This window comes from Sphingomonas kyeonggiensis (assembly GCF_014196745.1).
In the GTDB taxonomy this organism is placed as follows: domain Bacteria; phylum Pseudomonadota; class Alphaproteobacteria; order Sphingomonadales; family Sphingomonadaceae; genus Sphingomonas; species Sphingomonas kyeonggiensis.
Map to the genome: position 1 here is coordinate 713560 of NZ_JACIEH010000003.1, position 22886 is coordinate 736445.

At 67.2% G+C, this 22886-nt stretch carries 25 protein-coding genes; 14 read left to right on the forward strand and 11 right to left on the reverse strand.

Annotated features, from left to right (window positions below; genetic code table 11):
• Nucleotides 1-15 precede the first annotated feature (15 nt).
• The 3 genes from GGR46_RS18605 to GGR46_RS18615 are packed head-to-tail and all read left to right on the forward strand — an operon-like array spanning nt 16 to nt 1738.
• Entirely contained in the window at nt 16-912 is an 897-nt protein-coding gene (locus GGR46_RS18605; RefSeq protein WP_183999498.1) for a DMT family transporter, read from the forward strand.
• The gene (locus GGR46_RS18610; protein ID WP_183999499.1) at nt 909-1385 is read left to right on the forward strand and encodes a GNAT family N-acetyltransferase; all 477 of its coding nucleotides are present in this window, start codon (nt 909-911) and stop codon (nt 1383-1385) included. Before GGR46_RS18605 ends, GGR46_RS18610 begins: the two co-directional genes overlap by 4 nt.
• Nucleotides 1385-1738 (forward strand): TfoX/Sxy family protein, encoded by a 354-nt coding sequence (locus GGR46_RS18615; RefSeq protein ID WP_183999500.1) that lies wholly within the window; start codon nt 1385-1387, stop codon nt 1736-1738. Before GGR46_RS18610 ends, GGR46_RS18615 begins: the two co-directional genes overlap by 1 nt.
• A 340-nt stretch (nt 1739-2078) precedes the next feature.
• On the opposite strand, the gene GGR46_RS18620 is transcribed toward GGR46_RS18615, so the two are convergent.
• Genes GGR46_RS18620 through GGR46_RS18635 form a run of 4 tightly spaced genes read right to left on the reverse strand, consistent with a single transcriptional unit; the run spans nt 2079 to nt 5889 of the window.
• The gene (locus GGR46_RS18620) at nt 2079-2726 is read right to left on the reverse strand and encodes a DUF1345 domain-containing protein (protein WP_183999501.1); all 648 of its coding nucleotides are present in this window, start codon (nt 2724-2726) and stop codon (nt 2079-2081) included.
• Nucleotides 2723-3364, reverse strand: a complete 642-nt coding sequence (locus tag GGR46_RS18625; RefSeq protein ID WP_183999502.1) for a hypothetical protein — start codon at nt 3362-3364, stop codon at nt 2723-2725. Before GGR46_RS18625 ends, GGR46_RS18620 begins: the two co-directional genes overlap by 4 nt.
• Before the next feature lie 29 nt (nt 3365-3393).
• Nucleotides 3394-3942 (reverse strand): inorganic diphosphatase, encoded by a 549-nt coding sequence (ppa, locus tag GGR46_RS18630; RefSeq protein WP_183999503.1) that lies wholly within the window; start codon nt 3940-3942, stop codon nt 3394-3396.
• 42 nt (nt 3943-3984) lie between these two features.
• The gene (locus GGR46_RS18635; protein WP_183999504.1) at nt 3985-5889 is read right to left on the reverse strand and encodes a M61 family metallopeptidase; all 1905 of its coding nucleotides are present in this window, start codon (nt 5887-5889) and stop codon (nt 3985-3987) included.
• Nucleotides 5890-6029: 140 nt separating this feature from the next.
• Between GGR46_RS18635 and GGR46_RS18640 the strand changes: the two genes are divergently transcribed.
• Nucleotides 6030-7331 (forward strand): methyltransferase family protein, encoded by a 1302-nt coding sequence (locus GGR46_RS18640; RefSeq protein WP_183999505.1) that lies wholly within the window; start codon nt 6030-6032, stop codon nt 7329-7331.
• A gap of 111 nt (nt 7332-7442) precedes the next feature.
• Here GGR46_RS18640 and GGR46_RS18645 read toward each other — a convergent pair whose 3' ends face one another.
• On the reverse strand, nt 7443-8183 hold the full coding sequence (locus GGR46_RS18645; RefSeq protein WP_183999506.1) for a 16S rRNA (uracil(1498)-N(3))-methyltransferase: 741 nt from the start codon (nt 8181-8183) through the stop codon (nt 7443-7445).
• A gap of 45 nt (nt 8184-8228) precedes the next feature.
• Nucleotides 8229-8936 (reverse strand): EF-hand domain-containing protein, encoded by a 708-nt coding sequence (locus tag GGR46_RS18650; protein WP_183999507.1) that lies wholly within the window; start codon nt 8934-8936, stop codon nt 8229-8231.
• 112 nt (nt 8937-9048) lie between these two features.
• On the opposite strand from GGR46_RS18650, the gene ubiA reads away from it, so the two are divergent.
• The 3 genes from ubiA to GGR46_RS18665 are packed head-to-tail and all read left to right on the forward strand — an operon-like array spanning nt 9049 to nt 12116.
• Nucleotides 9049-9963: a 4-hydroxybenzoate octaprenyltransferase gene (gene ubiA / locus GGR46_RS18655; protein WP_183999508.1), complete on the forward strand. Its 915-nt coding sequence runs from the start codon at nt 9049-9051 to the stop codon at nt 9961-9963.
• 31 nt (nt 9964-9994) lie between these two features.
• Nucleotides 9995-11341 (forward strand): TldD/PmbA family protein, encoded by a 1347-nt coding sequence (locus GGR46_RS18660; RefSeq protein WP_183999509.1) that lies wholly within the window; start codon nt 9995-9997, stop codon nt 11339-11341.
• Nucleotides 11334-12116 carry an inositol monophosphatase family protein gene (locus GGR46_RS18665; RefSeq protein WP_183999510.1) on the forward strand — a complete coding sequence of 261 codons (783 nt, stop codon included), beginning with the start codon at nt 11334-11336 and terminating at the stop codon, nt 12114-12116. The genes GGR46_RS18660 and GGR46_RS18665 overlap by 8 nt, the downstream gene beginning before the upstream one ends.
• On the opposite strand, the gene GGR46_RS18670 is transcribed toward GGR46_RS18665, so the two are convergent.
• Nucleotides 12113-12901, reverse strand: coding sequence for a class I SAM-dependent methyltransferase (locus tag GGR46_RS18670; RefSeq protein WP_183999511.1), 789 nt, complete (start codon nt 12899-12901; stop codon nt 12113-12115). The two genes, GGR46_RS18665 and GGR46_RS18670, sit on opposite strands and share 4 nt — an antisense overlap.
• Nucleotides 12902-12988: 87 nt before the next feature.
• Between GGR46_RS18670 and GGR46_RS18675 the strand changes: the two genes are divergently transcribed.
• Entirely contained in the window at nt 12989-13480 is a 492-nt protein-coding gene (locus GGR46_RS18675) for an Rrf2 family transcriptional regulator (protein WP_183999512.1), read from the forward strand.
• A 185-nt stretch (nt 13481-13665) separates the two neighbouring features.
• On the opposite strand, the gene GGR46_RS18680 is transcribed toward GGR46_RS18675, so the two are convergent.
• The 4 genes from GGR46_RS18680 to GGR46_RS18695 form a co-directional block, all read right to left on the reverse strand.
• Nucleotides 13666-14376 carry a hypothetical protein gene (locus GGR46_RS18680; RefSeq protein ID WP_183999513.1) on the reverse strand — a complete coding sequence of 237 codons (711 nt, stop codon included), beginning with the start codon at nt 14374-14376 and terminating at the stop codon, nt 13666-13668.
• 3 nt (nt 14377-14379) lie between these two features.
• Nucleotides 14380-15579 (reverse strand): toxic anion resistance protein, encoded by a 1200-nt coding sequence (locus GGR46_RS18685; protein ID WP_183999514.1) that lies wholly within the window; start codon nt 15577-15579, stop codon nt 14380-14382.
• Between the two features lie 108 nt (nt 15580-15687).
• Nucleotides 15688-16038, reverse strand: a complete 351-nt coding sequence (locus GGR46_RS18690; protein ID WP_183999515.1) for a hypothetical protein — start codon at nt 16036-16038, stop codon at nt 15688-15690.
• Between the two features lie 57 nt (nt 16039-16095).
• Nucleotides 16096-16674: an NADPH-dependent FMN reductase gene (locus GGR46_RS18695; RefSeq protein ID WP_183999516.1), complete on the reverse strand. Its 579-nt coding sequence runs from the start codon at nt 16672-16674 to the stop codon at nt 16096-16098.
• 312 nt (nt 16675-16986) lie between these two features.
• Between GGR46_RS18695 and typA the strand changes: the two genes are divergently transcribed.
• The 6 genes from typA to GGR46_RS18725 all read left to right on the forward strand — a co-directional run bounded on the left by typA (nt 16987) and on the right by GGR46_RS18725 (nt 22862).
• The gene (gene typA / locus GGR46_RS18700; RefSeq protein ID WP_183999517.1) at nt 16987-18810 is read left to right on the forward strand and encodes a translational GTPase TypA; all 1824 of its coding nucleotides are present in this window, start codon (nt 16987-16989) and stop codon (nt 18808-18810) included.
• A 252-nt stretch (nt 18811-19062) separates the two neighbouring features.
• Nucleotides 19063-19827, forward strand: coding sequence for a zinc metalloprotease (locus tag GGR46_RS18705; protein WP_221262849.1), 765 nt, complete (start codon nt 19063-19065; stop codon nt 19825-19827).
• A gap of 3 nt (nt 19828-19830) precedes the next feature.
• On the forward strand, nt 19831-20220 hold the full coding sequence (locus tag GGR46_RS18710; protein WP_183999519.1) for a hypothetical protein: 390 nt from the start codon (nt 19831-19833) through the stop codon (nt 20218-20220).
• A 68-nt stretch (nt 20221-20288) separates the two neighbouring features.
• Nucleotides 20289-20846, forward strand: coding sequence for a hypothetical protein (locus tag GGR46_RS18715; RefSeq protein WP_246426214.1), 558 nt, complete (start codon nt 20289-20291; stop codon nt 20844-20846).
• A gap of 57 nt (nt 20847-20903) precedes the next feature.
• Nucleotides 20904-21758: a rhamnogalacturonan acetylesterase gene (locus GGR46_RS18720; protein ID WP_183999520.1), complete on the forward strand. Its 855-nt coding sequence runs from the start codon at nt 20904-20906 to the stop codon at nt 21756-21758.
• 141 nt (nt 21759-21899) lie between these two features.
• A complete protein-coding gene (locus GGR46_RS18725) occupies nt 21900-22862 on the forward strand; it encodes a hypothetical protein (protein WP_183999521.1) in 963 nt (320 codons plus the stop codon).
• The last annotated feature ends 24 nt before the right edge of the window (nt 22863-22886 follow it).

Genomic DNA, 22886 nt, shown 5'->3' on the forward strand with positions numbered 1-22886 from the left:
GGCTAAGCGCTGCTGATGCGCGCCAAAGTTCCCACCGCCCTGCTCGCCGCCTGTGCCGGCATCGCGCTCTATTCGATCATGGACGCGGTGATGAAGGGACTGAGCCTCGGCATCGGTGCCTATGCGGCGTTGTTCTGGCGGCTGGTCGCCGGTGTGGCGATCATGACGCCGCTGTTCGCCTTCACCCGGCCGCGCATGCCCGCGCCGCGCGTGCTCAGGATCCATGCGATCCGCAGCGTGGTGATTGCGGTGATGGCCATCGCCTTCTTCTGGGGGATCGTCCGCGTGCCGCTGGCCGAGGCGATCGCGCTCACCTTCATTGCGCCGCTGATCGCGCTGGTGCTCGCCGCGATCTTCCTGAAGGAGCAGATCGGCGCACGCTCGATCCTCGGCTCGCTGCTCGGGCTGGCCGGGGTGGGGATCATCCTGGCGGGGCAGCTGGGCGCGCCGCATCGGCCCGATTCGGCGCTCGGCATGATCGCGGTGCTGACCTCGGCGGTGTTCTATGCGGTCAATCTCGTCATCGCCCGCCACCAGGCGCAGCAGGCCGGGCCGATCGAGATCGCCTTCTTCCAGAACTGGATCATCCTCGCGATCTTCTGCGTGCCGGCGCCCTGGCTGCTCACCATGCCCGCGCCGGGCCAATGGTGGCTGGTTCTGCTCGCCGCGAGCCTGGCGATCGTCTCGCTGCTGCTGCTCTCCTGGGCCTATGCCCGGGCCGAGGCACAGGTGCTGCTCACCGTCGAATACACCGCGTTCGTCTGGGCGGCGATCATGGGCTGGCTGTTCTTCCACGAGCCGCTGACCGTGCTCACCGTGGGCGGCACCTTGCTGATCGTCGCGGGATGCCTGATGGCGGCCCGCAGCAAACCCGGCATCGCCGAGCCAGAAGTGGAGCCCGCGCTTTCATGATCGCCATCCGTACCGCCGCGCCGCAGGATGTCGCGCTGATCCTCGACCTGATCCGCGAGCTCGCCTTGTACGAGCGCGAGCCCGATGCGGTGGTGGCGACCGAGGCGATGCTGCACGACGCGCTGTTCGGGCGCCGGGTGGCGGAGAGCCTGATCGCCGAGCTGGACGGCAGGCCGGTGGGCTTCGCGCTGTTCTTCCACAATTTCTCGACCTGGACCGGTAAGCCGGGGATCTATCTCGAGGACCTGTACGTCACCCCCGATGCGCGCGGCTCGGGCGCGGGCAAGGCGTTGCTTCGGCATCTGGCGGGAATCGCGCTCGACCGTGACTGCGGGCGCTTCGAATGGGCGGTGCTCGACTGGAACACGCCGGCGATCGATTTCTATCGCGCGATGGGCGCGCAGGCGATGGACGAATGGACCGTGCAGCGGGTCAGCGGCGATGCGCTGGTGGCACTGGCCGGGCGCGACTGATGGCGATCGACGAGGGCCTGGCCGACTGGGTCGCCGAGGCGCTCGAGCCGCTGGGGACGGTCACCCGCAAGCGGCTGTTCGGCGGCGCGGCGCTCTATTTCGACGGGCTGGCCTTCGCGATTCTCGCCTTCGACGCGCTGTGGTTGAAGGCGGATGCGGAGAGCGCGGCGGAATGGGGCGATACGCCGCGCTTCTCGGTGACGCGCGAGGACGGCAGGGTCCAGTCGCTCAACTATCGCCGCGCGCCCGACGAGACCTATGACGACGCAGACGAACTGCGCCGCTGGGCGCTGCTGGCGATCGAGGCGGCAAGGCGGGCGCCGCCGAAGAAGCCCAGGGCCGGGAAGCGTTAGGGCGCCATTTCCGCTTCGATGTGTGGTCGGATGACGATTTCGTTCAATACGGACCATTCATCCACAGATATGACTGCGATAGTTACCATGAGGCAGATGCATCGGGACCGATGCCGCTCGTGGCGACACTCTGACTACGCCTTGTGCAATAGGAAGGGTCGCAGATGTTGACGTTGAATAACGCCGCGGACGCGGTGACCATTGCTGCTGCCGCTGGTGGAGCTATCTTCTCGCTTCTACGCTACCTGGTTCGCATGCAAGTGCGGAGGGAGGTCGAACTTCAGCTGTCTCGGTTGAGCCGGACGGAGAAGTTGCTGGAAGATAGGGGCACGCTCGAACCTTAGCCCCCCAGCACGTTGATCGTGAACGCCAGGATGCCGAGGTTGAACACGAAGGCGGCCAGGCAGTGCGCGGTGACCACGCGGCGGAGGCGTCGGCTGGAGATGGTCACGTCGCTGGTCTGGAAGGTCATGCCCAGGCAGATCGCGAAATAGAGGAAGTCCCAGTAATCGGGCTCCTTGGTGTCGGGGAATTCGAGCCCGCCCGAATCGGCACCGCCGCGGGCGGCGGTGTAGAAGATGTGGGCATAGTGCAGCGCGTAGATCGTGTTGCTGAACGTCCAGCTCAGCGCCAGCGTGCCGAGGATCGCCGGCAGCGCCCAGGGATTGGACTTGATCCCGCTCATCAGCTCGGCGGCGATGGAGGTGAACACCGCCACGCCGACGATCACCGTGATCAGGAGCAGCATCGGCCGGTTGGCGTCGTTGCGGCAGGCACTCTCCCGCATCCCGCTGGCACGGTGGCCGAGCAGCGGGGCGGCGGAGAGCAGGAATGCCGCCGCGCCGGCATCGAAGGCGAGCATGATCCCGAAATGCGGTCCCACCCGCGGCAACAGGAGCCAGCCGGCAATCACCGTCACGGCGATGAACAGCAGGAAGCGCGGCGGCGCGATGATGTTGCCGATGCCCTTGCGGTGTGGCTTGCTCATGCGCGGCTCACCCAGCTTGGCTTGATCGATCCGATCGCGGCGAACGCGAGCAGCGCCATCCAGGCATAGCGATGGCCCTGCATCATCATGGGGTCATGCGGGTTGGCGAACAGGAACCAGAGCGAGACCAGCCCCCCGGCCGCCAGCGGCAGCGCGGCGACCTTGCCGAGCCACGGCCCGCGCCAGGCGAGGGCGGCGAGCAGCATCGACCCGAGCCCGAGCAGCGCGAATTTGGGGCGCACGGTGAAGAACAGCGCGTCGAACAGGCCCGGAGGGCTCTGCCAGTGGGGCACGAGCTGGAACAGGATCAGCCCCTCGACCTGGTCGAGCAGGGCCGCGACGAGCAGCACCGCGACCGCGATCCGGGAGAGGCGGGGTGCATCGTTGCGCAACGCCATGGCCCCTAGCGCGAGAAACGCCGCATAGGCGGGGATGAAGGCCAGTGCGTCCCACCAGCTGGCGCGCAGCTGGGCGGCTTCGAAGGTGCCGGAGCAGAAAGGCGGGCCGAACAGCTCGGCGAGCGCGGCGGGGGTTCGCACCAGTTCCAGCGCGATGATCGGTCCCGTACCATGGGTGGGACCGCAGGCGTCGACGGGCGGGAAGCCCATCGACGCCGCGAGCGTCGCCAGCCCGGCCACTGCGCACAGTCGCCAGGCCAGCGCCCGGTTCAGGCGGCCGCGGCCTCCTTGGCCTTCTTTGCGGCTTCGATCGCTTCGATCACGATCTTCTTGGCTTCCTCGGCATCGCCCCACTGGCCGATGCGCACCCACTTCTCGGACTCGAGGTCCTTGTAGTGCTTGAAGAAGTGCTCGATCTGCTGGAGCACGATCGAGGGCAGGTCCTGCCGCTCGCCGATGTCCGAATAGTACGGGAAGGTGCTGTCCACCGGCACGCAGATCAGCTTCTCGTCGCCGCCGGCCTCGTCCTCGAGCTTGAGCACGCCGATCGGACGGGCGCGCACGACGCAGCCCGGCACGAAGGGCGAGCGCGCGATGACGAGCGCGTCGAGCGGATCGCCGTCGGGCGACAGGGTGTGCGGCACGAAGCCGTAATTTGCCGGGTAGCGCATCGGCGTGTGCAGGATGCGGTCGACGAACAGCGCGCCGCTCGCCTTGTCGAACTCGTACTTCACGGGCTCGCCGCCGACGGGCACTTCGATGATCACGTTCAGGCTGTTCGGCGGATCATCACCCACCGGAATAAGATCGATACGCACGCTAGTATTTCCTTAGCTGGGCGGTTTGGCGCCCCTCTGCCGTCACTTCGGCTGGAGGAGTTTATCCAGGCCAGCCTCTCCTTCGGTTGTTTTCTCGAGGTGCGGATAGCGCAGGCCATCGTGATAGTCGATGGCAACATCGCGGTAGCGCGAGCCGCGCTTCACGGTGAGCTTGATCGGCGCCTTGCCGGTCTTGGCGGCGGCCACCGCGTCCTTCAGCTTGTCGCCCGTATAGGCCGCGCCGTTCACCGCGACGATCTCGTCGGCCAGGGTGATGCCCGCGTCGAAGGCGGGGCTGCCCCACATCACGCCGGAGATACCCTTGGCGCCCATCGACAGGCCGATCGAATAGGACAGGTCGGTGCTGTTCTTGGGCGTCGCCTTGTTGGGGGTGTCGTTGTAGACGAGCTTGTAGCCGTTGCGCTCGAACCCGCCGAGCGGCGCGTTCTGCGACACGCCGTTCACCCGCTCGTCGAGGAACTTGTGCCAGTCATAGGGCACGACCTGGTTGAGCGTCGAAACCACCTCGTCGAAATTGTAGGTCAGCTCGCCATAATCGCCGTCGCGGCCGCCGAAGAAGATGTGCGCGAAATCGTCGATCGACTTGGTGCCGCCGCTCTTCTCGCGGATGATCGAATCGGCATCCATCCAGATCAGCAGGCCCTCGTTGTAATAATCCTCCGAGCGCTGCCAGCTCACCCAGCCCTTCGGCGAACGCGGGGTGATCACCGGATCGTTGGTGGTGTCGCCCATCGGGCGCCAGGTGCGGCCCTTCCGGTTGTCGAGGTTCGCGGCGATGTTGGCGTACTGGTCGAGCGTGTCGGCCTTGCTCACCAGGCCCGAGCGCGCCTGGAAGACATAGCCCCAGAACTGGGTCTGGCCCTCGTATACCCAGAGCAGCGAGCCGCGCATCGGGGTGCGGAAGTCCGGGGTCCACAGGTCCGCGCCGCGGCGGAACTTGCCGTCCCAGCTATGGGTGTATTCGTGCGGCAGCAGGTTGCGGCTGGTCGCCTTCTCGTCCCACTTGGTGAAGAAGCCCAGGCCCGTGCCGTTCTCCGAGCTGCGATGATGCTCGACGCCGATGCCGCCCAGCTCGTCGCTGATCGAGAACAGGAAGCGGTAATGGTCGTAATGCTCGACGCCGAAGGTCTTCACCGCCTGCTCGACCAGCTTCCTGAGCGCATCGACATGCTCGGGCTTGGCGGCGAGTTCCTCGGGCGCATCGGCATAGGTCTCGACCGAGACGCGGTCGGTCAGCTTGAGCTGGCGGTAATAGCGGCCGGCGAGCACCGGCGAGTCCATCAGCACGTCATAGTTGGTCTTGTCATAGGTGTAGACATTGCCCGCCACCTTGGCGTCCACCGCCGACGATGCCGTCCAGCCCTCGGGATAGGTCACCTTGGCCTGGATCGGGATGCGGCGGGTGAAATAGCCGGCCGGATAGAGGCTGAGCGAGAAGAACTGCAGGCTCATCAGGTTCGGCGTCATCACGATGCGGCCCTGGTCGTTCACCGTCGCCGAGACGAAGTTGAAGCTGGCATCGAGCTTCTTCACGCCCGCCGGCACGTCGAGATGGAAGGCGAAGACGTCGACCGGATCGCGCTTCCACGGGATCACCTTGCCATTGCCCTTGATGACCAGGCCGCCCAGCTTCTCGATCTCGCCGCGCGGGCCGTGCTTGCCGGGGATCCACTTCGGATAGAGCAGCACCAGGTGCCCGCTCTTGGCGACGGGGATCGTCTGCTTGACGTTGAAGATGCCGCGCGTCGTGTCGGTCGCGTCGATGTCGAGCGTCAGCGTACCCGGATAGGCGATGTCGCGCGCATCGGGGATGGTGTTCGGATAGGGCGCGGTCTGCGCCGGTGCCGACTGGACCACCGAAGTCTGGGCAAGGGCCGGGGCGGAGACGGAAGCGAGCAGGGCGGCTGCGGCGAGCGCACGGATCATCGTGGGAAGCGACCTCTTTTGGCTTGATCTGTGGGTCATAGGACCGGGCGGATGGACAATGCAATTCTCCCTCTCTTCGCGGGCGGAGAGAGGGGAGGTGCTAACTCGGCGCTAACCATTGCGCGCTATGCGTTTCCGACATGTATCACGATCCCAAGCTGGCGGCGGAAGCCAAGGCCGATCCGCGTCCCCGCTCGGCGGTGAGCACCGGCGTCGGCATGGCCGGCCTCGCGGGCATGACGCTGTGGACCGCGATCGCCTCGATCTACCGGCTCGATGGGCCCTATTCGGCGATGGTCAATGTCGTCGCCTGCGCCGTGCCGATGATCCTCTGGTCGATCCTCGTCGACAAGGTGCACCGCAATCCAAGCACCGGGATCGACTGGGCATCGAAGCGCACGCTCAAGGACACGCTCGACATTTCGGTGACCAAGCTCACCGGCCTTTGGCTCACCTGGGGCGGGATCGCGCTGATCTATGCCGTCTTCCGCTTCTGGTGGACCGGCCGCTACGCCAATTTCGCCTGGTCGATCTGGTGCATCGAGATGGCGGCGCCGGCCCTGTTCCTGCTCTCCATTCCCTATGTCCTCTGGCTCGACCGCAAGCTGGAGCAGCCCAGGGACGGCGCCTGGCATCTTGGTGCCTGGCTGATGGGGCTGAAGGAGCCGATCGACCACAAGGCGATCCAGAACCATCTGCGCAGCTGGGCGGTGAAGGGCTTCTTCCTCGCCTTCATGCTTTCGATCGTGCCGCCCAATTTCGGCGATTTCGTCGGCTGGAACTTCGCGCGGATGTTCGACAGCCCGGCGGTGATCGCCAATTACTGCATCAGCTTCATGTTCGTGATCGACGTGGCCTTCGCCACCGCTGGCTACATCCTCACCATGCGACCGCTCGATTCGCACATCCGTACGGCCACGCCCTATGCGGCGGGCTGGACCGCGGCGTTGATCTGCTACCCGCCCTTCGTGCTGATGAACGAAGGCGGGGTGCTCGACTATCATCCGGGCAGCGCCGACTGGACCTGGTGGTTCGCGGGGCACCCCTGGATCCTGGGCGGGCTCGGCGCGGTGCTGGTGGTGCTGACCGGCATCTATGCCTGGGCGACGATCGCCTTCGGCATCCGCTTCTCCAATCTCACGCACCGCGGCATCCTGACCCATGGTCCCTATGCGTGGAGCCGCCATCCGGCGTACCTTTCGAAGAACCTGTTCTGGTGGCTCTCGGGCCTGCCCTTCCTCGCCACCACGACCTGGGTCGAGGGGCTGCGCAACGCCGCGATCATGGCTGTGGTGAGCGGCATCTATTACTGGCGCGCGCGGACCGAGGAGCTGCATCTGGGCTCCGACCCGGCGTACCAGGAGTACAGTGCCTGGATGCAGCGCAATGCGCCGGTGCCGCGGTTCTTTGGCTGGGTGGGACGCAAGGTTCGGGCTGCCTGAACCGTCATCCCGACGGAACTAGTCGTCATCCCGACGAAAGTCGGGATCTCAGGCGATGGCACGGGACAAGAGCCGCACGAGATCCCGGCTTTCGCCGGGATGACGTGAAGGTCACCAGTCCCCAGCCGCCCCCATCCACAGCGTAACCGCCGCCGCCGCGGCGGTCTCCGCCCGCAGGATGCGCGGTCCCAGGGCGATGCCGATCGCCTGGGGGTGCGCCTTGATTGCCTCGCGCTCGGCATCGTCGAAGCCACCCTCGGGTCCGATCAGGATCGCCGCCGGGCCCGGATGCGCGCGCATCGCTTCGATCGCGTTCACGCCGCCGGCCTCGTCCGCGAAGAACAGCGTGCGGCCTTCGGGCCAGTCGCGCAGCAGCGCTGGCAGCTTCACCATCTCCTCGAGCCGGGGCAGCGCGGTGCGGCCGCATTGCTCGGCCGCCTCGATCATGTGGGTGCGCAGTCGCTCGAGGTTGAGCTTGTCGACCACGGCGCGGCGGGTGAGCACCGGCACCAGCCGATCGACCCCCAGTTCGCACGCCTTTTCGGCGATCCAGTCGATTCGCCCCTTCTTGATCGGGGCGGCGCACAGCCACAAATCGGGCACCGGCTCGCGTTCGCGCAGCTGGTCGGTCACTTCGAGGATCAGGTCGCGCTTGCCGATATGGCGCGCGACGCCGGCCCATTCGCCGGTCCGGTCGTCGAACAGCTTGATCGCCTCGCCCAGCTTTATCCGCATCACCGAGATCAGATAATGCGCCTGCGGGCCGTCGATCCTGATCTCGCCAGGCGACAGCTCGGTCTCGACGAACAGGCGGGGGGCGGACTGGGGCGGCCAGGCGGGCGTAGCGGGCATGCCCCGCTCTAGCGCTCGCCGGGGGCTCCCGTCACTCCCCCAGGCTCACTCCCCCATGCCGCCCATGCCGCCGCCCGGGCGCATCCCGCCCATGCCGCCGCCACCGCCGCCAAATCCACCACCGCCGTGCCGGCCGCCGCCGCCACGCCGGCCCATGCCACCACGGCCGCCACCCTTCTCGCCTGGCTTGAAGCTCGGCGTGTCGAGCTTGGGCAGTTCGCCCTTCTCGAGCTTGCCGTCGCCATTCTTGTCGAGCAGCGCGAAGCGCTTGTCGGCGGCGGCACGGAACTCCTTGGCATCGACGCCGCGATCGAAATTGGTGTCCGCCACCACCACCGGCTCGGGATAGTCGAAATAGCCGAAGCGGGCGGCACCCTGCGCGACATAGGTCGCCTTGGGCCGGGGCGAATCGCCGTCGCCGCTTCCCTCCGTCGATTCAGGCTCGGTGCCCATATAGCCGCCGACGCGGATCATCGGCGCGACCACCGTCTCGTAATATTCGATCTCGTCCGGATCGATCTCGCCGTCCTTGTTCCGGTCGAGCGTCGCGAAGAAGCGCGCGGCATCGGCTTCCATCTCGGCTTCGGTCAGCACGCCGTCGTGATTGGCGTCGGCCTTGTCGAACCAGATATTGGGCGCGTCCGGCCCGCGGAACGGCTCGCCCATCGGGCTGATGAAGAAATTGGGCGTGCTGTCGGCCAGGGCTGGCGTGGCGATCGCGGCGAGGGTCAGGCTGGCAAGGATGAGGCGCATCGGATGTTTCCGGAATGAAAGGATCCGACCGTGCCCTGCGCGCGCTTTGTCGCAGAATTATGCCAGATTGTTGCGGACTTGATCTTTGCGTCCGTGGCGCGGAGACGGGGCCATGGCAGAAGCGCAGCAGATCGTTCCGGATACCGAGCATCGCGGGCTGGTGGGCCTGCTTCCCAGCGGCTGGCGGCCCTATGCGCTGCTCGCCCGGTTTGACCGGCCGATCGGCTGGTGGCTGCTGTTCTGGCCTGGCGCCTGGGCCGTCGCGCTGGCCAGGGGCGCGGTCGAGCGCTGGGACCTGGTCTTGTGGCTGCTGCTCGGCAGCATCGCGATGCGCGGCGCGGGCTGCGTGTTCAACGACATCGTCGACCGCGATCTCGACCGGCAGATCGCCCGCACCCGCAGCCGCCCGGTGGCGAGCGGCGCGGTATCGGTGAAGGCGGCCCTGCTCTGGCTCGGCCTGCTCTGCCTGATCGGGCTGGTCGTGTGGTTCCAGCTCCACTGGCCCGCGCGGCTGGTCGCGCTCGCCAGCATCGCGCCGGTCGCCGCCTATCCCTTCATGAAGCGGATCACCTGGTGGCCCCAGGCCTGGCTCGGCCTGGTCTTCTCCTGGGCAGCGCTGGTCGGCTGGGTCGAGATCGGCACGCAACCTCTGCTGCCACTGGCCCTGCTCTATGCCGGCTGCATCGCCTGGGTGATCGGCTATGACACGATCTACGCGATCCAGGACATCGAGGACGATGCGCTGGTCGGCGTGCGCTCCTCCGCCCGGGCGATGGGCAGCCACGTCCGGGGCGGAGTCAGCGCCTTCTACCTCGTTGCGCTGGGCTGTTGGGGCGCCGCCTTCTGGCAGCTGCGGCCCGATTTGCTGGCGCTGGCGGCATTGCTGCCGATGGCGCTGCACCTGCTCTGGCAGGTCGCCACGCTCGACACCAATGACGGCGCCAGCGCGCTCGCCCGCTTCCGTTCGAACCGCAATGCCGGGCTGCTGATGTTCGCCGCCTGCCTCGTCGTGGGTCAGACGCTTTGACGTTCCGCCTCCGGCTTCCTAAGTGCCATCGATGCTGACCATTTCCGAAGCCTGTGAACGCGCCGCCGATGTCGTCGCCCGGGCACGCGCAGCCGGGGCCGATGCCGCCGATGCCGTGTTCGCCGCCGACAGCTCCCAGTCGATCTCGGTCCGCATGGGCGAGCTCGAGGACATCGAGCGCTCCGAGAGCGAGGAGCTCGGCCTGCGCGTGTTCGTCGGCCGCCGTTCTGCCAGCGTCTCCACCTCCGACCTGAGCTCGGCCGCGATGGACATGCTCGTCGAGCGCGTCGTCGCCATGGCCAGGGAGGCGCCCGAGGACAAATGGGCCGGCCTCGCCCCGGAGGACCGGCTGCTCCACGGCAAGCCGCCGATGCTCGATCTCGACGACGGTGCGCATGTCGATCCGGCCGGCCTCAAGGCGCTGGCGCAGATCGCCGAGGAAGCGGCGCGCGGCGTGCAGGGCGTCACCAACAGCGAGGGCGCCAGTGCCGGCGCCTCGCGCTCGGTGATGACGCTCGCCACCAGCCACGGCTTCACCGGGGGCTATGCCCAGACCAGCCATGGCATTTCGGCCAGCGTGCTCGCCGGCACCGGCGGCGGCATGGAGCGCGACTATGCGCACCACTCGGCCCGTCATGCCGCGATGCTCGAATCGCCGGAGGCGATCGGCCGGCTCGCCGGCGAGCGCGCGGTGGCACGGCTCGATCCGGCCCGAATTCCCAGCGGCGCGATGCCGGTCGTCTTCGATCGCCGTGTCTCGGCCGGGCTGATCGGCCATTTCCTAGGCGCGATCAGCGGTTCCGCGATCACCCGCAAGACCAGCTTCCTGCTCGACCGTCTCGGCCAGCAGGTCTTCGCCAAGGGCGTGACCATCTGCGACGATCCGCACCGCCCGCGCGGCCTGCGCTCGCGTCCCTTCGATGGCGAGGGCCTGCCGGTGCAGCCGGTCAAGTTGGTCGATGCCGGCCTGCTGGAGACCTGGCTGCTCGAAAGCGCGTCGGCCCGTCAGCTCGGGCTGGAGCCGACCGGCCATGCCTCGCGCGGCATCGGCGGCGCCCCCGGTGTGGCACCGTCCAACCTCTATATGGAAGCCGGCCATATCCCGGCGGAGACGCTGGTCGGCGAGATCGAATATGGCATCCTGGTCACCGAGCTGATCGGCCAGGGCGTCAACGGCGTCACCGGCGATTACAGCCGCGGCGCCGCGGGCTTCCTGATCGAGAAGGGCGAGATCACCCGCCCGGTCTCGGAAATCACCATCGCGAGCAACCTCAAGGACATGTTCCTGGCGATGACGCCGGCCAATGATCTCGAGTTCCGCTACGGGGTCAACGCGCCGACCCTCCGCATCGACGGGATGACCATCGCCGGTGCCTGAGGCCGGCCTCGCCTCCGAAGTCGCGGCGATCGCCGCGGAGGCGGGCCGCCTCGCGATGGCGCGCTGGGACACCGACTTCAAGCGCTGGGAAAAGGTGCCGGGCAGCCCGGTCTGCGACGTCGATCTCGAAGTCGATTCGCTGCTCCGCATCCGGCTGGCGGCGCTGCTGCCCGATGCCGGCTGGCTGTCCGAGGAGACCGCCGACAATGCCAGGCGGCTGTCGGCGCGGCGCATCTGGGTGGTCGATCCGATCGACGGCACCCGCGATTATCTGCGCGGACGCCCCGGCTGGGCCGTGTCGATCGCGCTGGTCGAGGATGGCCAGCCGGTGATCGGTGTGCTCGACGCGCCCGCACGCAGGGAGGTCTGGACCGCCGAGGCCGGGAATGGCGCCTTCCGCAACGGCGCTCGGCTGGCGGTCGCCCCGCGCGACACGCTCGCCGGAGCGCGGGTGCCCGCCGACCAGCTGCCCAGGGTCGACAGCGACCTGGTGATGGTAGCCAAGCCCAATTCGATCGCGCTGCGCATCGCGATGGTCGCGGCGGGCGAGGCGGACCTGCTCGCCACGATCCGCTGGGGCAATGAATGGGACGTCGCCGCCGCGGTGCTGATCGCGCGCGAGGCGGGCGCCGCGATCACCGACGCGCTCGGCCGCCCGCTCGCGTTCAACACGCCGAGCGGCCAGGCCTTTGGCGTGCTGGCCTCGGCGCCGGGAATCCACGATGCCGCCGTCGAGCGGCTGGCGGATCGCGCGCGGGAGGTTCTGCGGGCCTAGCGCCGCGCCACCGCGATCAGCGCGGTCGACGGGATCGGCAGGATCGCCCGCCCTTCCGCCATCCGACGCACCTCGGCGACCACTTCCGTCCGCTGCGCATCATCGAGCGCCACCCAGTCGGGGCTCATCCCGAACAGTTCGTCGGGCGTGTCGAGCTGGCTGATGCCCAGCGCGAAGTCGTGTACCACCACGTCGATCTCCGGCGGCTGGAACCCGGCATCGACCATCGCCGCCGACAGCCATTCGGGATCGCCCAGCGCCACCGCGCCCTCGGGCAACTTGGTCTTCCCATCCAGTTTCGGAAACAGCCGCCGCCGGATCTGCGAGAGCAGCAGGAAGGTCGCCGCACCTTCGCTCTGCCAGGTGGCGAGCACGCCCAGCCCGCCGGGCTTCGTCACCCGCGCCATTTCGGAGAGGCCCTTGCGCCAGTCGGGGAACATGATGACGCCGAATACCGAGAAGGCGATATCGAAGCTCGCATCGGGCAGGTCGAGCGCCTGGCCGTCCATCACTTCAGCATCGACATTGGGCAGCTTCGCGGCGGCGATCCGCGCAACCATGCCCGGCGAGAAATCGGTGGCGAGCACATAGGCCCCGCTCCGCGCCGCCGCCAGCGTCAGCGCGCCGGTGCCCGCCGCCACGTCGAGCACGCGCATGTCCGGCGTGAGCGTCACCCGGGCCAGCGCCTCCTCGGCGAACTGGGCGGTGAAGGGATGGGCGGTGCGCTCGTAAGTGGCGGCGGCATCGTCCCAATGCGCGGGGTTCTCGTGCTTCTTTTCGGTCATGGGCTGCCTTTCGCGAATCATGTAACATGATAAGTATCGTGAAAGCGCGCGCTTGCCAACCGGCCGTGCGGGCCCGAGGAAGGATCGATGCGAAAGGACAGCCGCCTCTCCCGGATGCTCCATGTGCTGCTCCACATGGCGCGGCACGACGGGCCGATGACGTCGGAGCACATCGCCAGGATGCTCCAGACCAACCCGGTGGTGGTCCGCCGGACGATGGCGGGCCTGCGCGATGCCGGGTACGTCCGCTCGGAAAAGGGCCATGGCGGCGGCTGGGCGATCGCCGCCGATCTGGAGAAGGTCTCGCTGCTCGACATCCACCGCGCCGTTGGCGGGCCGAGCCTGTTCGCGATCGGCGCCGAGCACGAGAACCCGGCCTGCGCGGTCGAGGCGGCGGTCAACGAAGCGCTGGAGGACGCGCTGCGCGAGGCGGAGGCGCTGCTGGTCGCCCGGCTGGGCGCGGTGAGCCTGGCCGAGCTGGCCCGAAGCTTCGATGCCCGCTGCGTCGCGGGCGGCTGGCCGCATCCGGGCGAAGGCGCTCAGGCTAGTGGTAGTATAGCGACATCAGAACAGCGGTGAACGCCACCGCCAGGCACGATAGGGGGCCGGCAAGCGACACGATGCCCCATATGCCGGCAGCCCTGTCCGCACGCCTGAAGTCGGCGACCATGTTCCGCGCACAATAGGTGGCCGTGACCACCAGCAGCGCCAGAGGGATCAGCAGCAACTCCATCACCTGGGTCTCTAGTTCGAGACAGGCGCGATCACCCCTCTTCGCCCTGATACTTGATCTGCAGATACCGTCCGCGGGTCGCCAGCGCGTCCAGGTCGCCCTGGGCCAGCTGCGCAGTCATCTCGGCGATCTCGTCGTCGATCAGCTGCAGCCCCTGGGCGAGCTGCTGGTCCGGGGTCAGGCCGTTGCGCTCCACCCGGCGCAGCGGCTCGGGCACGCGGCCATAGCCTTTCAGCAGCTCGGGCAGCTGCTCGCCGACCAGCTTGCGCACTTCCATCGCCGCCGGGCTGTTCTCGTCGAGCGTCGCGAGCTGCGGCGTCAGCGTCTCCAGCTTCACGCCGATCGAATCGACCAGCCCGCGCACCGGCGAGGGCAGGGCGGGGCGCTGCGTCTCGAGCCAGCGCTCGGTCGAGCGCGGCAGCGCCTTCAGCGGGATCTCGGCGAGCTTCTCGACATTCACCGGCGCGCTTGCCGGCAATGCCGCGAAGAAGATGGTCGCCGCGATCAGCAGCAGCCCGACCAGCATCGCGCCCATGATGCCCAGCGGCGAGACGATCAGCGCGAAGGCGATCGCCCCGACGAGGATCGCGCCGTCCGCCACCGCGATCCGCCCGAGACGGCGGACCACTTCGGCTTCCCGGTGCTGGCGGTTGCGGCCGGAGACCGCCACATCGGTGCGGCTGCGCACGCGATTGAGCGTATCTCCGATCCGGTTCAGTTCGCGATCGACATCGGTGGGCACGGCTTACATTGCCTCCAGCTTGAACGTCTCCGCCCCGCTCGAGACCTGGTTCTGCGACGCCCCCTCGGCACGGGCGATATAGCCCTTCGACTTCTCGACTTCGTTCGACAGCGTGTTGACCGTGGTCTTCATGCTGTCGAGCGCCTTGAGCTTGAACGTGTCGATCGCGTCCATCGTGTCGTAGATGTTCTGGAAGGCGCGCTGCAGCGTCTCGACCGGGATCGTCGAGTTCGCGGCCTGCTCGTGGATCGCCGCCGACTGGCTCTTGAGCAGCTGGCCGGTCGAATCGATCAGCCCCGCGGTGGTGCTGTTGAGCGCGGTGATCTGGTCGAGCACCAGCTTCTGGTTGGTCAGCGCCTGCGCCACGGTCACCGCGGTGCGCAGCGCCGAAACGGTCGTGGTGGACGCGCGGTCGACGCCCTTCACCAGCTCGACATTGTTCTTCTTGACCAGGTCGAGCGCGAGATAGCCCTGCACCGTCACCGCCATCTGGGTGAGCAGGTCGGTGGTGCGCTGGCGGACGTAGAAGAGCGCGGTCTCGCGCAGGGCCTTGGCCTTGGCCGGATCGGTGTGGTCCAGTTCGTTGGCCTTGTCCTCGATCTTCGCGTCCATCGCCTTGGACAGATAGATCATCTGCTCGAGCCGACCCATCGAGGTCCAGAGATTCTGCCGCTCGGTGTCGATCGCGGCATTGTCCATCAGCAGCTCGTCCTTGCCGTTGGCCAGGCTCTTGAGGATGCCGTTGATATGGGTCTGCGACGACTGGTACTTGCGGAAATATTGCTGCATCCCGCCGCCGAACAGCTTGGACAGGAAGCCGCCGCCCCCGCCGATCAGCTTGCCGTTCTGGCTGGGATCGAGCTCCTCCACCTTCTTGCGCAGCGCGAGCAGGTCGGCGCCGACGCCGTCATTGCCCATCGCCTTGACCGGCCGGTCGAGGAAGCGGTTGGACTGTCCGGCCGCGTCGCGGATCTCCTTCTGCCCCATCGCCGCGATCGCATCGACGCGCTTGCCGAACTCGGGCGAGTTCACGTCCTGCGCGACGAGATCGTCGATGAAGCCGTCGACCCGGGCTTCCAGCTCGGTCCGCTTCTTGTCGTCCACCGGCACCAGCCCGGCCGCCTTTTCAGGCGCGACGACCTTCACCGGCTCGGGCGGGGTGAGCACCAGATCCTGATCGGCCACCAAGGTCTCGCTTGCCATGCGTACGTCTCCAAACTGTCCGGCCCCCAGCATAGGGGTATCCGGACCACAGTCCAACTGTGTCGTTAATGTAATACACCAATGCCGCCCCGCCAAGGGCCGGCATCCTCAGCGGTCTTCGGTCTTCACCCGGCTGGAACGGTAGATCTGCTCGCCATTGCGCAGCACCGTCAGCTGGCAGCCATTCTGGGGCTCGGTCTCGCCCACGCAGAAGCGCGCGCCTTCGGCCGCGCCGCTGGCGGCTTCGTTGGTCGATCCCTTGGCGGCCGACAGCCGCACCGGCTCGCCCGATCCCGCGACCAGCACATGGCAGGTGCCGCTGGTCGAATCGCGGCAGGTGAGCAGCAGCCTGCCGGTGGTGAAATCGGCGTCGAGCACCAGGCTGATATTGCGCTTCTCGGTCTTGCCTGCCGAACAGCCCGCGAGCAGCACCAGCGCCAGCAATAGAGTCTTCTTCATCGCGTCACTCCTTCACCGCCAGCATAGGCGCGGTTTCGCACGTGTCATAGTGGTGTGCTACACCGCTTGCGTTTGCCGGGCCGTCCGCAGTGCATTCCCCCACCATTCCAGCTCGTCATAGAGATGGCCGATCCAGCGAGTGTCCTTGTCGTCGGGGATCAAACTGCCGCCGCCGGCCTTGCTCCACACGCTCATGATGTGCACCGATGCCTCCAGCGGCGCCATCCGCAGCTCGCGCGCCACCATGGTCAGCTGCTCGATCGATCGCGCGCCGCCATTGCCGCCATAGCCGACAAAGGCCGCCGGCTTGCGGTGCCATTCGGCATAGACGAAATCGAGCGCGTTCTTGAGCACCGCCGGGATGCCGTGATTATATTCGGGGCAGATCAGGACATAGCCGTCGGCGCCGGCGATCTTCTCCGCCCAGCTTATCTGCAGCGGGTCCTGGTAGTCGCCTGCCGCCGGTGGCTTGGCGAAATGGTAGAAGGGCAGGTTCCAGTCCTTCAGGTCGACCAGCTCGAGGTCGAGCGCCTCGCGATCCGCGGCACCCTCGACCACCCATTTGCCCACCGGCTCCGCCATCCGTCCTTCGCGGACGGAGCCCAGGATGACGAGGATCTTCAGCGGTTCGGCCATGGTGTTCCCTTCATGCAGATGGCGCTGTCCTACACGGCGCTTTTGTGGTTCAGAATGGCCGATGCGCGCACCTGCTCCAATTGTCCTTTTGGCGGCCCTTGCCGACAGGGTGCCGCGCGCCCATCTGGCGGGGGAAGCTCTCGCGCGCGGATGTCGTGAACTTTGTGAACTTCCGCGCCGCGCACGCGAGGGAGATTCAAGGGATTCAACATTTTCGGGACGCGGTGTCTCGAAACCTGCGGCGAATCACCGGGCTTCCCGCAACGCACAAATTGCTGTACGGGCCCGCCAACTTACTTCCAGGATAGCAACATGAACCTCCGCAACGTGGCGATCATCGCGCACGTCGACCACGGCAAGACCACGCTCGTCGACCAGCTCTTCCGTCAGTCCGGCACCTTCCGCGACAACCAGCGCGTCGAAGAGCGCGCGATGGATTCGAACGACCTCGAAAAGGAGCGCGGCATCACCATCCTGGCGAAGCCGACCTCGGTCGAGTGGGAAGGCACGCGCATCAACATCGTCGATACGCCGGGCCACGCCGATTTCGGCGGCGAGGTGGAGCGCATCCTCTCGATGGTCGACGGCGTGATCCTGCTGGTCGATTCGTCGGAAGGCGCGATGCCGCAGACCAAGTTCGTGACCGGCAAGGCGCTCAAGCTCGGCCTGCGTCCGATCGTGGTCGTCAACAAGATCGACCGTCCGGACGAGCGCATCCAGGAAGTGCTCGACGAAGTGTTCGACCTGTTCGTGTCGCTCGACGCGACCGATGAGCAGCTCGATTTCCCGGTGCTCTATGCTTCGGGCCGCAACGGCTATGCCAATGAGGATTCGTCGCTGCGCGAGGGCACGCTGCGCCCGCTGTTCCAGAAGATCGTCGATCACGTGCCGCCGCCGTCGCTCGAAGTCGATGCGCCCTTCACCTTCCTGGTGACGCTGCTCGATCGCGATAACTTCCTCGGCCGCATCCTCACCGGCCGCGTCCAGTCGGGCACGGTCAAGGTCAACCAGCCGATCCACGCGCTCGACATGTCGGGCAAGGTGATCGAGACCGGCCGCGCCTCCAAGATCATGACCTTCCAGGGTCTCGAGCGCGTTCCCACCGACGAAGCGCGTGCGGGCGATATCATCTCGCTCGCCGGCCTCACCGTCGCCACCGTGTCGAACACGATCTCCGACACTTCGGTCAGCGACGCCATCCAGGCCCAGCCGATCGATCCGCCGACGCTGTCGATGCGCTTCGCCGTCAACGATTCGCCGATGGCGGGCCGTGAGGGTTCGAAGGTCACCAGCCGCATGATCCGTGATCGTCTCGAGCGCGAAGCCGAGTCGAACGTCGCGATCAAGGTCACCGAGAGCGAGGACCGCGACAGCTTCGAAGTCGCCGGCCGCGGCGAGCTTCAGCTCGGCGTGCTGATCGAGACGATGCGCCGCGAGGGCTTCGAGCTCGGCATCAGCCGTCCGCGCGTGCTGTTCGGCGAGGACGAGAACGGCAAGAAGACCGAGCCGTACGAAACCGTCGTGATCGACGTCGATGACGAGTTCTCGGGCACGGTCGTCGACAAGATGAACCAGCGCAAGGGCGAGATGACGGACATGCGTCCGTCGGGTGGCGGCAAGACCCGCATCACCTTCTCGGCGCCGTCGCGCGGCCTGATCGGCTATCACGGCGAGTTCCTGTCGGATACCCGCGGTACCGGCATCATGAACCGCCTGTTCGAGAAATATGGCCCCCACAAGGGCAACATCGAAGGCCGCAAGAACGGCGTGCTGATCTCGAACGGCAATGGCGAAGCGCAGAGCTATGCGCTGGGTCCGCTCGAAGAGCGTGGTATCCTGTTCGTCGGCCACGGCGAGGCCCTGTACGAGGGCATGATCGTCGGCGAGAACGCCAAGACGGATGACCTCGAGGTCAATCCGATGAAGGCGAAGCAGCTCACCAACTTCCGCGCATCGGGCGGCAAGGACGACGCCGTCCGCCTGACCCCGCCGAAGAAGATGACGCTGGAGCAGGCGATCGCGTACATCGACGATGACGAGATGGTCGAAGTCACGCCCACCAAGATCCGTCTGCGCAAGCGCCACCTCGATCCGCACGAGCGCAAGAAGGCCTCGCGCGCCAAGGCTGCCGCCTGACACTGAACGCAAGGGGCGCCGGGGGAAACTCCGGCGCCTTTTTCGTGGAGCACCTTTCGACCAGATTTAGCGTCCGCTCGCCGCAACCATATCGACAAATAGGAGTTCCCGCAGGACCAATTCGGCTTGGCCGGATCCGGTGTTGGGGAGTCCGCAATGGTTCTCAGGAAACGTTACCCAAGATATGACGCGTTTCTCGATACGCGGAACTGTTCTTCCCGGACGAATTTGGACCTGACACTTGAGATGCGGATGGGATTTCGTCCCATCAATCCGGCGGGCGGCGCGAATACGGGCACTTACAACGATTATGGCTCGTCCAGCGGCACGCCGCGCCAGATCGTCAAATGGACCGCGGCGGAATGGAACGCCTGGAAGGCATCCTTCTGCAGCTCGGCCCAGGCTTATTGGGACGCCAAGTTCTGGATCGACAACCGCCAGGGCGCCTTCGCGCTCAAGGTCGGCAAGGACGTCTTCATCCCGAACGGCTATTGCCGCTTCAAGCTGATCGGCAGCGACGCCAGCGCTGGCTTCCATCATCATATCATCGACGTGGTGCGGCTGGCCCCCAGCGAGAACTGGTTCGGCTCGCATTCGACCCTGTACGACAGCAAGGACACCAACCTCGTCCCCAAGGCCTATGACAGCAAGGGCAAGCCGATCCTGCAGCGGGCGCACGTCCATGAGGTGGGCCATCTGCTCGGGCTGGGGCATGTCGCGATCGGCCAGCGCGGCTGCCCGGTCACCGGCGATACCAATGCCTCGCCTTGCTACGGCACGTCGGACCAGGACAAGAAATCGGTGATGGGCGGCGGCATGCGGCTCGACACGATCCACGGCACAGCCTGGCTGGGCGCGTTCAACGATTTCGTCGCGGCCCAGCCCCAGTCGCCCATCTATGCGCCGGCGCCGGCAAAGAAGCGCGCGCCGCAAGTGCTGATGCGCCGGGCCTATCCGCGCACCGTCGCCGAGTTCGAAGCCGGCACCCTCGTCACCAAGCTCCTGCCGGGAAGATAAGCAATGCTGCATGCGACGCCTCTGGGACGCTGGCGTTCCTTCCTCACGATCGCCGCGATCGCGGTCGCCGGCTGCTCCGATCGCAGCGCGGCCGAGAACCTCCAGGCGCCCGCCGCCGCCGAAACCGCCAAGGGAGCTCCGATGGCCGAACAGAAATGCGAGAATGATCCGACCAGCCGCTCGCTGTGCATGATCCGGATGATCCTCGATCATGTCGCGCAGGACCCGGACCGGGCCGGCGGCGGCATTTCGGAGATCAAGGCCGCGTCCTCGACGTCGTACGAAGTCGCACTGCCCAAGGAAGGGCGGATCGTCCACCGGACCTACAGCTTCGAGGTGAAGGAAGGCTCGATCCGGATGAACGCGCCCACCGAGCGCGTAGAGAGCTTCTAGGGGCCTTCCTGCAGGCGGCTATCCGTGGTTAGCTCCGTCTTGTCCCAGAGGATCGGGCGGAGTTTCCAATGTTGCTGACCATAGTGGCCCTGATCGCCGTACAGGACGTGCCGGGCACGGTGGCGCAGCCCAAACAGGCGGCGGACGGCAAGCAGAGCTGGTCGATCCTCAACGATCCCTGCGCCTCGGCGCGCACCAGGGACGAGATCGTCGTCTGCGGCCAGGGCGCACCGCCCGATCCGCGCCTGCCCCTGCCCGGCGAGCGCGGCCCGCCCGACCGGCCGATGCCGAGCAATCCGGACGTGACCGGCATCGGCGCGCTCAACGCCTCGGTCGCCCCCTGCGCGACCCGGTCGGAGGGCTGCACGACGGGCATCAACATCCTCGGCATGGGCACCGCCCTGATCCGCGGTGTGGGCAAGGTGATCGACCCGAACAGCTGCTGCGAGGAGCCGGGCGAGTCGACCAACCCGATCAAGCTGGTCGGCGACGCGATCGGCGGGGTGGGGCGGGCGTTCAAGAAGAAGCCCGACAAGACCGGGCGGGTGGCCATCGACCTCGACAATCTCCCGCCGCCCGAACCCACGGGGCTGCGCGACCTGGAGGTCCGTCTCCCGCTGCCCTGATTGCCATTGGCACCGGTGTCATCTAGCCTTGGGGCAAAGGGATTCGGGAGGGATTGGATGCGCAAGGCTGTTGTCGCCGGACTGGTTCTGGCGCTTTCGACGGGTGTGGCACAGGCGCAGACCGCGCAGGACCGTCCGCCCGCCATGCCGATCAAGGCCTCGAAGATCATCCTGATCGGCGATTCGACCACCCAGGTGCTGTCGGGCTGGGGCGGCAGCTTCTGCGCCACCCACGTCACCAGCTTCGCCGCCTGCGTGAACCTCGCGCGGGGCGGACGCAGCACGTACAGCTACCGGGCCGAGGGCAGCTGGGGCCTGGCGCTGGCCGAGATGAAGACGCCGGGCTTCGTGAAGACGTACGTGCTCATCCAGTTCGGCCACAACGACCAGCCGGGCAAGCCGGGCCGTTCGACCGACCTCGCCACCGAATTCCCCGCCAATCTGAAGCGCTATGTCGAGGAGGTGCGCGCGGCCGGGGCCGAGCCGATCCTGCTGACTCCGCTCACCCGCCGCCAGTTCAGGCAGGGCAGGCTCGACCGCGATCTCGATGCCTGGGCCGATGCGATCCGCAAGGTCGCGGCGGAGATGCAGGTGCCGCTGGTCGATCTCAACAAGCGCAGCGCCGATGCGGTCGAGGCGCTCGGTCCGTCCCTGTCTAACCGCTTCGCCCAGGTGGCGCAGGCCCGCGAAGTCTCCGCCGCGGCGCTGGCCGGTACGACGATCGCAAATCCCGCCGCGCCCGCCGCTGCACCGACGCCGCAGAACAATGCCGCGGTCGAGCCGCTCGGCGATGCCAAGCTGGCCTTCGACTACACGCATCTCGGGCCCGTCGGCGCCGACTTCTTCTCGAAGATGGTGGCCGACGAACTGGCGGTAGCGGTGCCGAAGATGCGGCCGCTGCTGGTGCCCTAGATCTTCAGCTTCCCCGGCCTTCCCCGGGCGGATGGAGACAAGCTGGTCCGAATCGGAACAAATAGCGAACAAATCGCTGTCCTACACGATCCTCGCGCACGTACATGCTTGCCGGTTGGCGAGTCGAACGAGGAGGAGGACATGCAGAACCGCACCCCGGTGCCGCGCGAGGCGCGGCCGCCCCTGCCGGACTTCACGCCGGTACCGCGCAAGTTCCGGCACGATGGCTGGACGCCCGAGCGGCAACGGGCGTTCATCGAGGCGCTGGCCGATACCGGACCGGTGACCAGGGCCGCCGGCATGGTCAACATCGCCCAGGCCAATTGCTATGCGCTGCGCCGCGCGCCCGGTGCGGAGAGCTTTCGCCGTGCCTGGGAAGCCGCGCTCGACTTCGGTGTGCAGCGGTTGCGCGACATCGCCTTCGAGCGGGCGATCGAAGGGCAGCTGATCCCGGTTTTCGCCGGCGGCAAGCTGATGGGATATCGGCGCAAGCACAATGACGCGCTGCTGATGTTCCTGCTGCGCCAATATGGCCAGGATGCCGAGGGGCGGCGCACCGTGGTCAATTATGTCAGCACGCGCGCGACCGCGGGTGCGGTGGCCGGCGGCGACGGGGCCGCTGCAGGGGCGGAGGCTTCGGCGACGACGATCCGCACGGTGATCAGCGGCGGCGATGCGGGCGACCGGGCGACGCGCGACGATGCGCTTGCCGACACGCTGGACGGCTTTGCCGGGGTGGCGCTCGATGCCGAGGCGCATATCGCGATCGCGGCGGCGCTGGAGGCCTGTGCCGCCCGGCGCCGCGCGGACGATGCTGCGATCGACCGGGGCGGCGATGCGGCGGCCGATGCGCTGGAGGAGGATCCGGCCATCGACTTCGTCCGGCTGCCGAAGGACGGGTTCGTTTATCGTGGCGCGCTGGTCGCGGGGCACGAGATGGACGAGGAGGCGCCGCTGTTCGCGGACGAGGCGCCGTGGAGCCTGGCTGGCGCGGAGATGCCCGAGGAATGGGCGCGGCTCGCCGATGCGCGGGAGGGCACGCCGGTCGCGGCGGTCAAGCGGCCGAAGCGCAAGCCGGGATGGAAGCCGAAGGAGAAGCGCTAGCGTGGCTGCCCCGGCCCGTCAGGG

Coding starts and splice junctions, on each gene's coding strand:
- GGR46_RS18605 (WP_183999498.1), top strand. CDS start 16: ATGCGCGCCAAAGTTCCCACCGCCCTGCTCGCCGCCTGTGCCGGCATC.
- GGR46_RS18610 (WP_183999499.1), top strand. CDS start 909: ATGATCGCCATCCGTACCGCCGCGCCGCAGGATGTCGCGCTGATCCTC.
- GGR46_RS18615 (WP_183999500.1), top strand. CDS start 1,385: ATGGCGATCGACGAGGGCCTGGCCGACTGGGTCGCCGAGGCGCTCGAG.
- GGR46_RS18620 (WP_183999501.1), bottom strand. CDS start 2,726: ATGAGCAAGCCACACCGCAAGGGCATCGGCAACATCATCGCGCCGCCG.
- GGR46_RS18635 (WP_183999504.1), bottom strand. CDS start 5,889: ATGATCCGTGCGCTCGCCGCAGCCGCCCTGCTCGCTTCCGTCTCCGCC.
- GGR46_RS18640 (WP_183999505.1), top strand. CDS start 6,030: ATGTATCACGATCCCAAGCTGGCGGCGGAAGCCAAGGCCGATCCGCGT.
- GGR46_RS18645 (WP_183999506.1), bottom strand. CDS start 8,183: ATGCCCGCTACGCCCGCCTGGCCGCCCCAGTCCGCCCCCCGCCTGTTC.
- GGR46_RS18650 (WP_183999507.1), bottom strand. CDS start 8,936: ATGCGCCTCATCCTTGCCAGCCTGACCCTCGCCGCGATCGCCACGCCA.
- ubiA (WP_183999508.1), top strand. CDS start 9,049: ATGGCAGAAGCGCAGCAGATCGTTCCGGATACCGAGCATCGCGGGCTG.
- GGR46_RS18660 (WP_183999509.1), top strand. CDS start 9,995: ATGCTGACCATTTCCGAAGCCTGTGAACGCGCCGCCGATGTCGTCGCC.
- GGR46_RS18670 (WP_183999511.1), bottom strand. CDS start 12,901: ATGACCGAAAAGAAGCACGAGAACCCCGCGCATTGGGACGATGCCGCC.
- GGR46_RS18675 (WP_183999512.1), top strand. CDS start 12,989: ATGCGAAAGGACAGCCGCCTCTCCCGGATGCTCCATGTGCTGCTCCAC.
- GGR46_RS18685 (WP_183999514.1), bottom strand. CDS start 15,579: ATGGCAAGCGAGACCTTGGTGGCCGATCAGGATCTGGTGCTCACCCCG.
- GGR46_RS18690 (WP_183999515.1), bottom strand. CDS start 16,038: ATGAAGAAGACTCTATTGCTGGCGCTGGTGCTGCTCGCGGGCTGTTCG.
- GGR46_RS18695 (WP_183999516.1), bottom strand. CDS start 16,674: ATGGCCGAACCGCTGAAGATCCTCGTCATCCTGGGCTCCGTCCGCGAA.
- typA (WP_183999517.1), top strand. CDS start 16,987: ATGAACCTCCGCAACGTGGCGATCATCGCGCACGTCGACCACGGCAAG.
- GGR46_RS18705 (WP_221262849.1), top strand. CDS start 19,063: ATGGGATTTCGTCCCATCAATCCGGCGGGCGGCGCGAATACGGGCACT.
- GGR46_RS18710 (WP_183999519.1), top strand. CDS start 19,831: ATGCTGCATGCGACGCCTCTGGGACGCTGGCGTTCCTTCCTCACGATC.
- GGR46_RS18715 (WP_246426214.1), top strand. CDS start 20,289: ATGTTGCTGACCATAGTGGCCCTGATCGCCGTACAGGACGTGCCGGGC.
- GGR46_RS18720 (WP_183999520.1), top strand. CDS start 20,904: ATGCGCAAGGCTGTTGTCGCCGGACTGGTTCTGGCGCTTTCGACGGGT.
- GGR46_RS18725 (WP_183999521.1), top strand. CDS start 21,900: ATGCAGAACCGCACCCCGGTGCCGCGCGAGGCGCGGCCGCCCCTGCCG.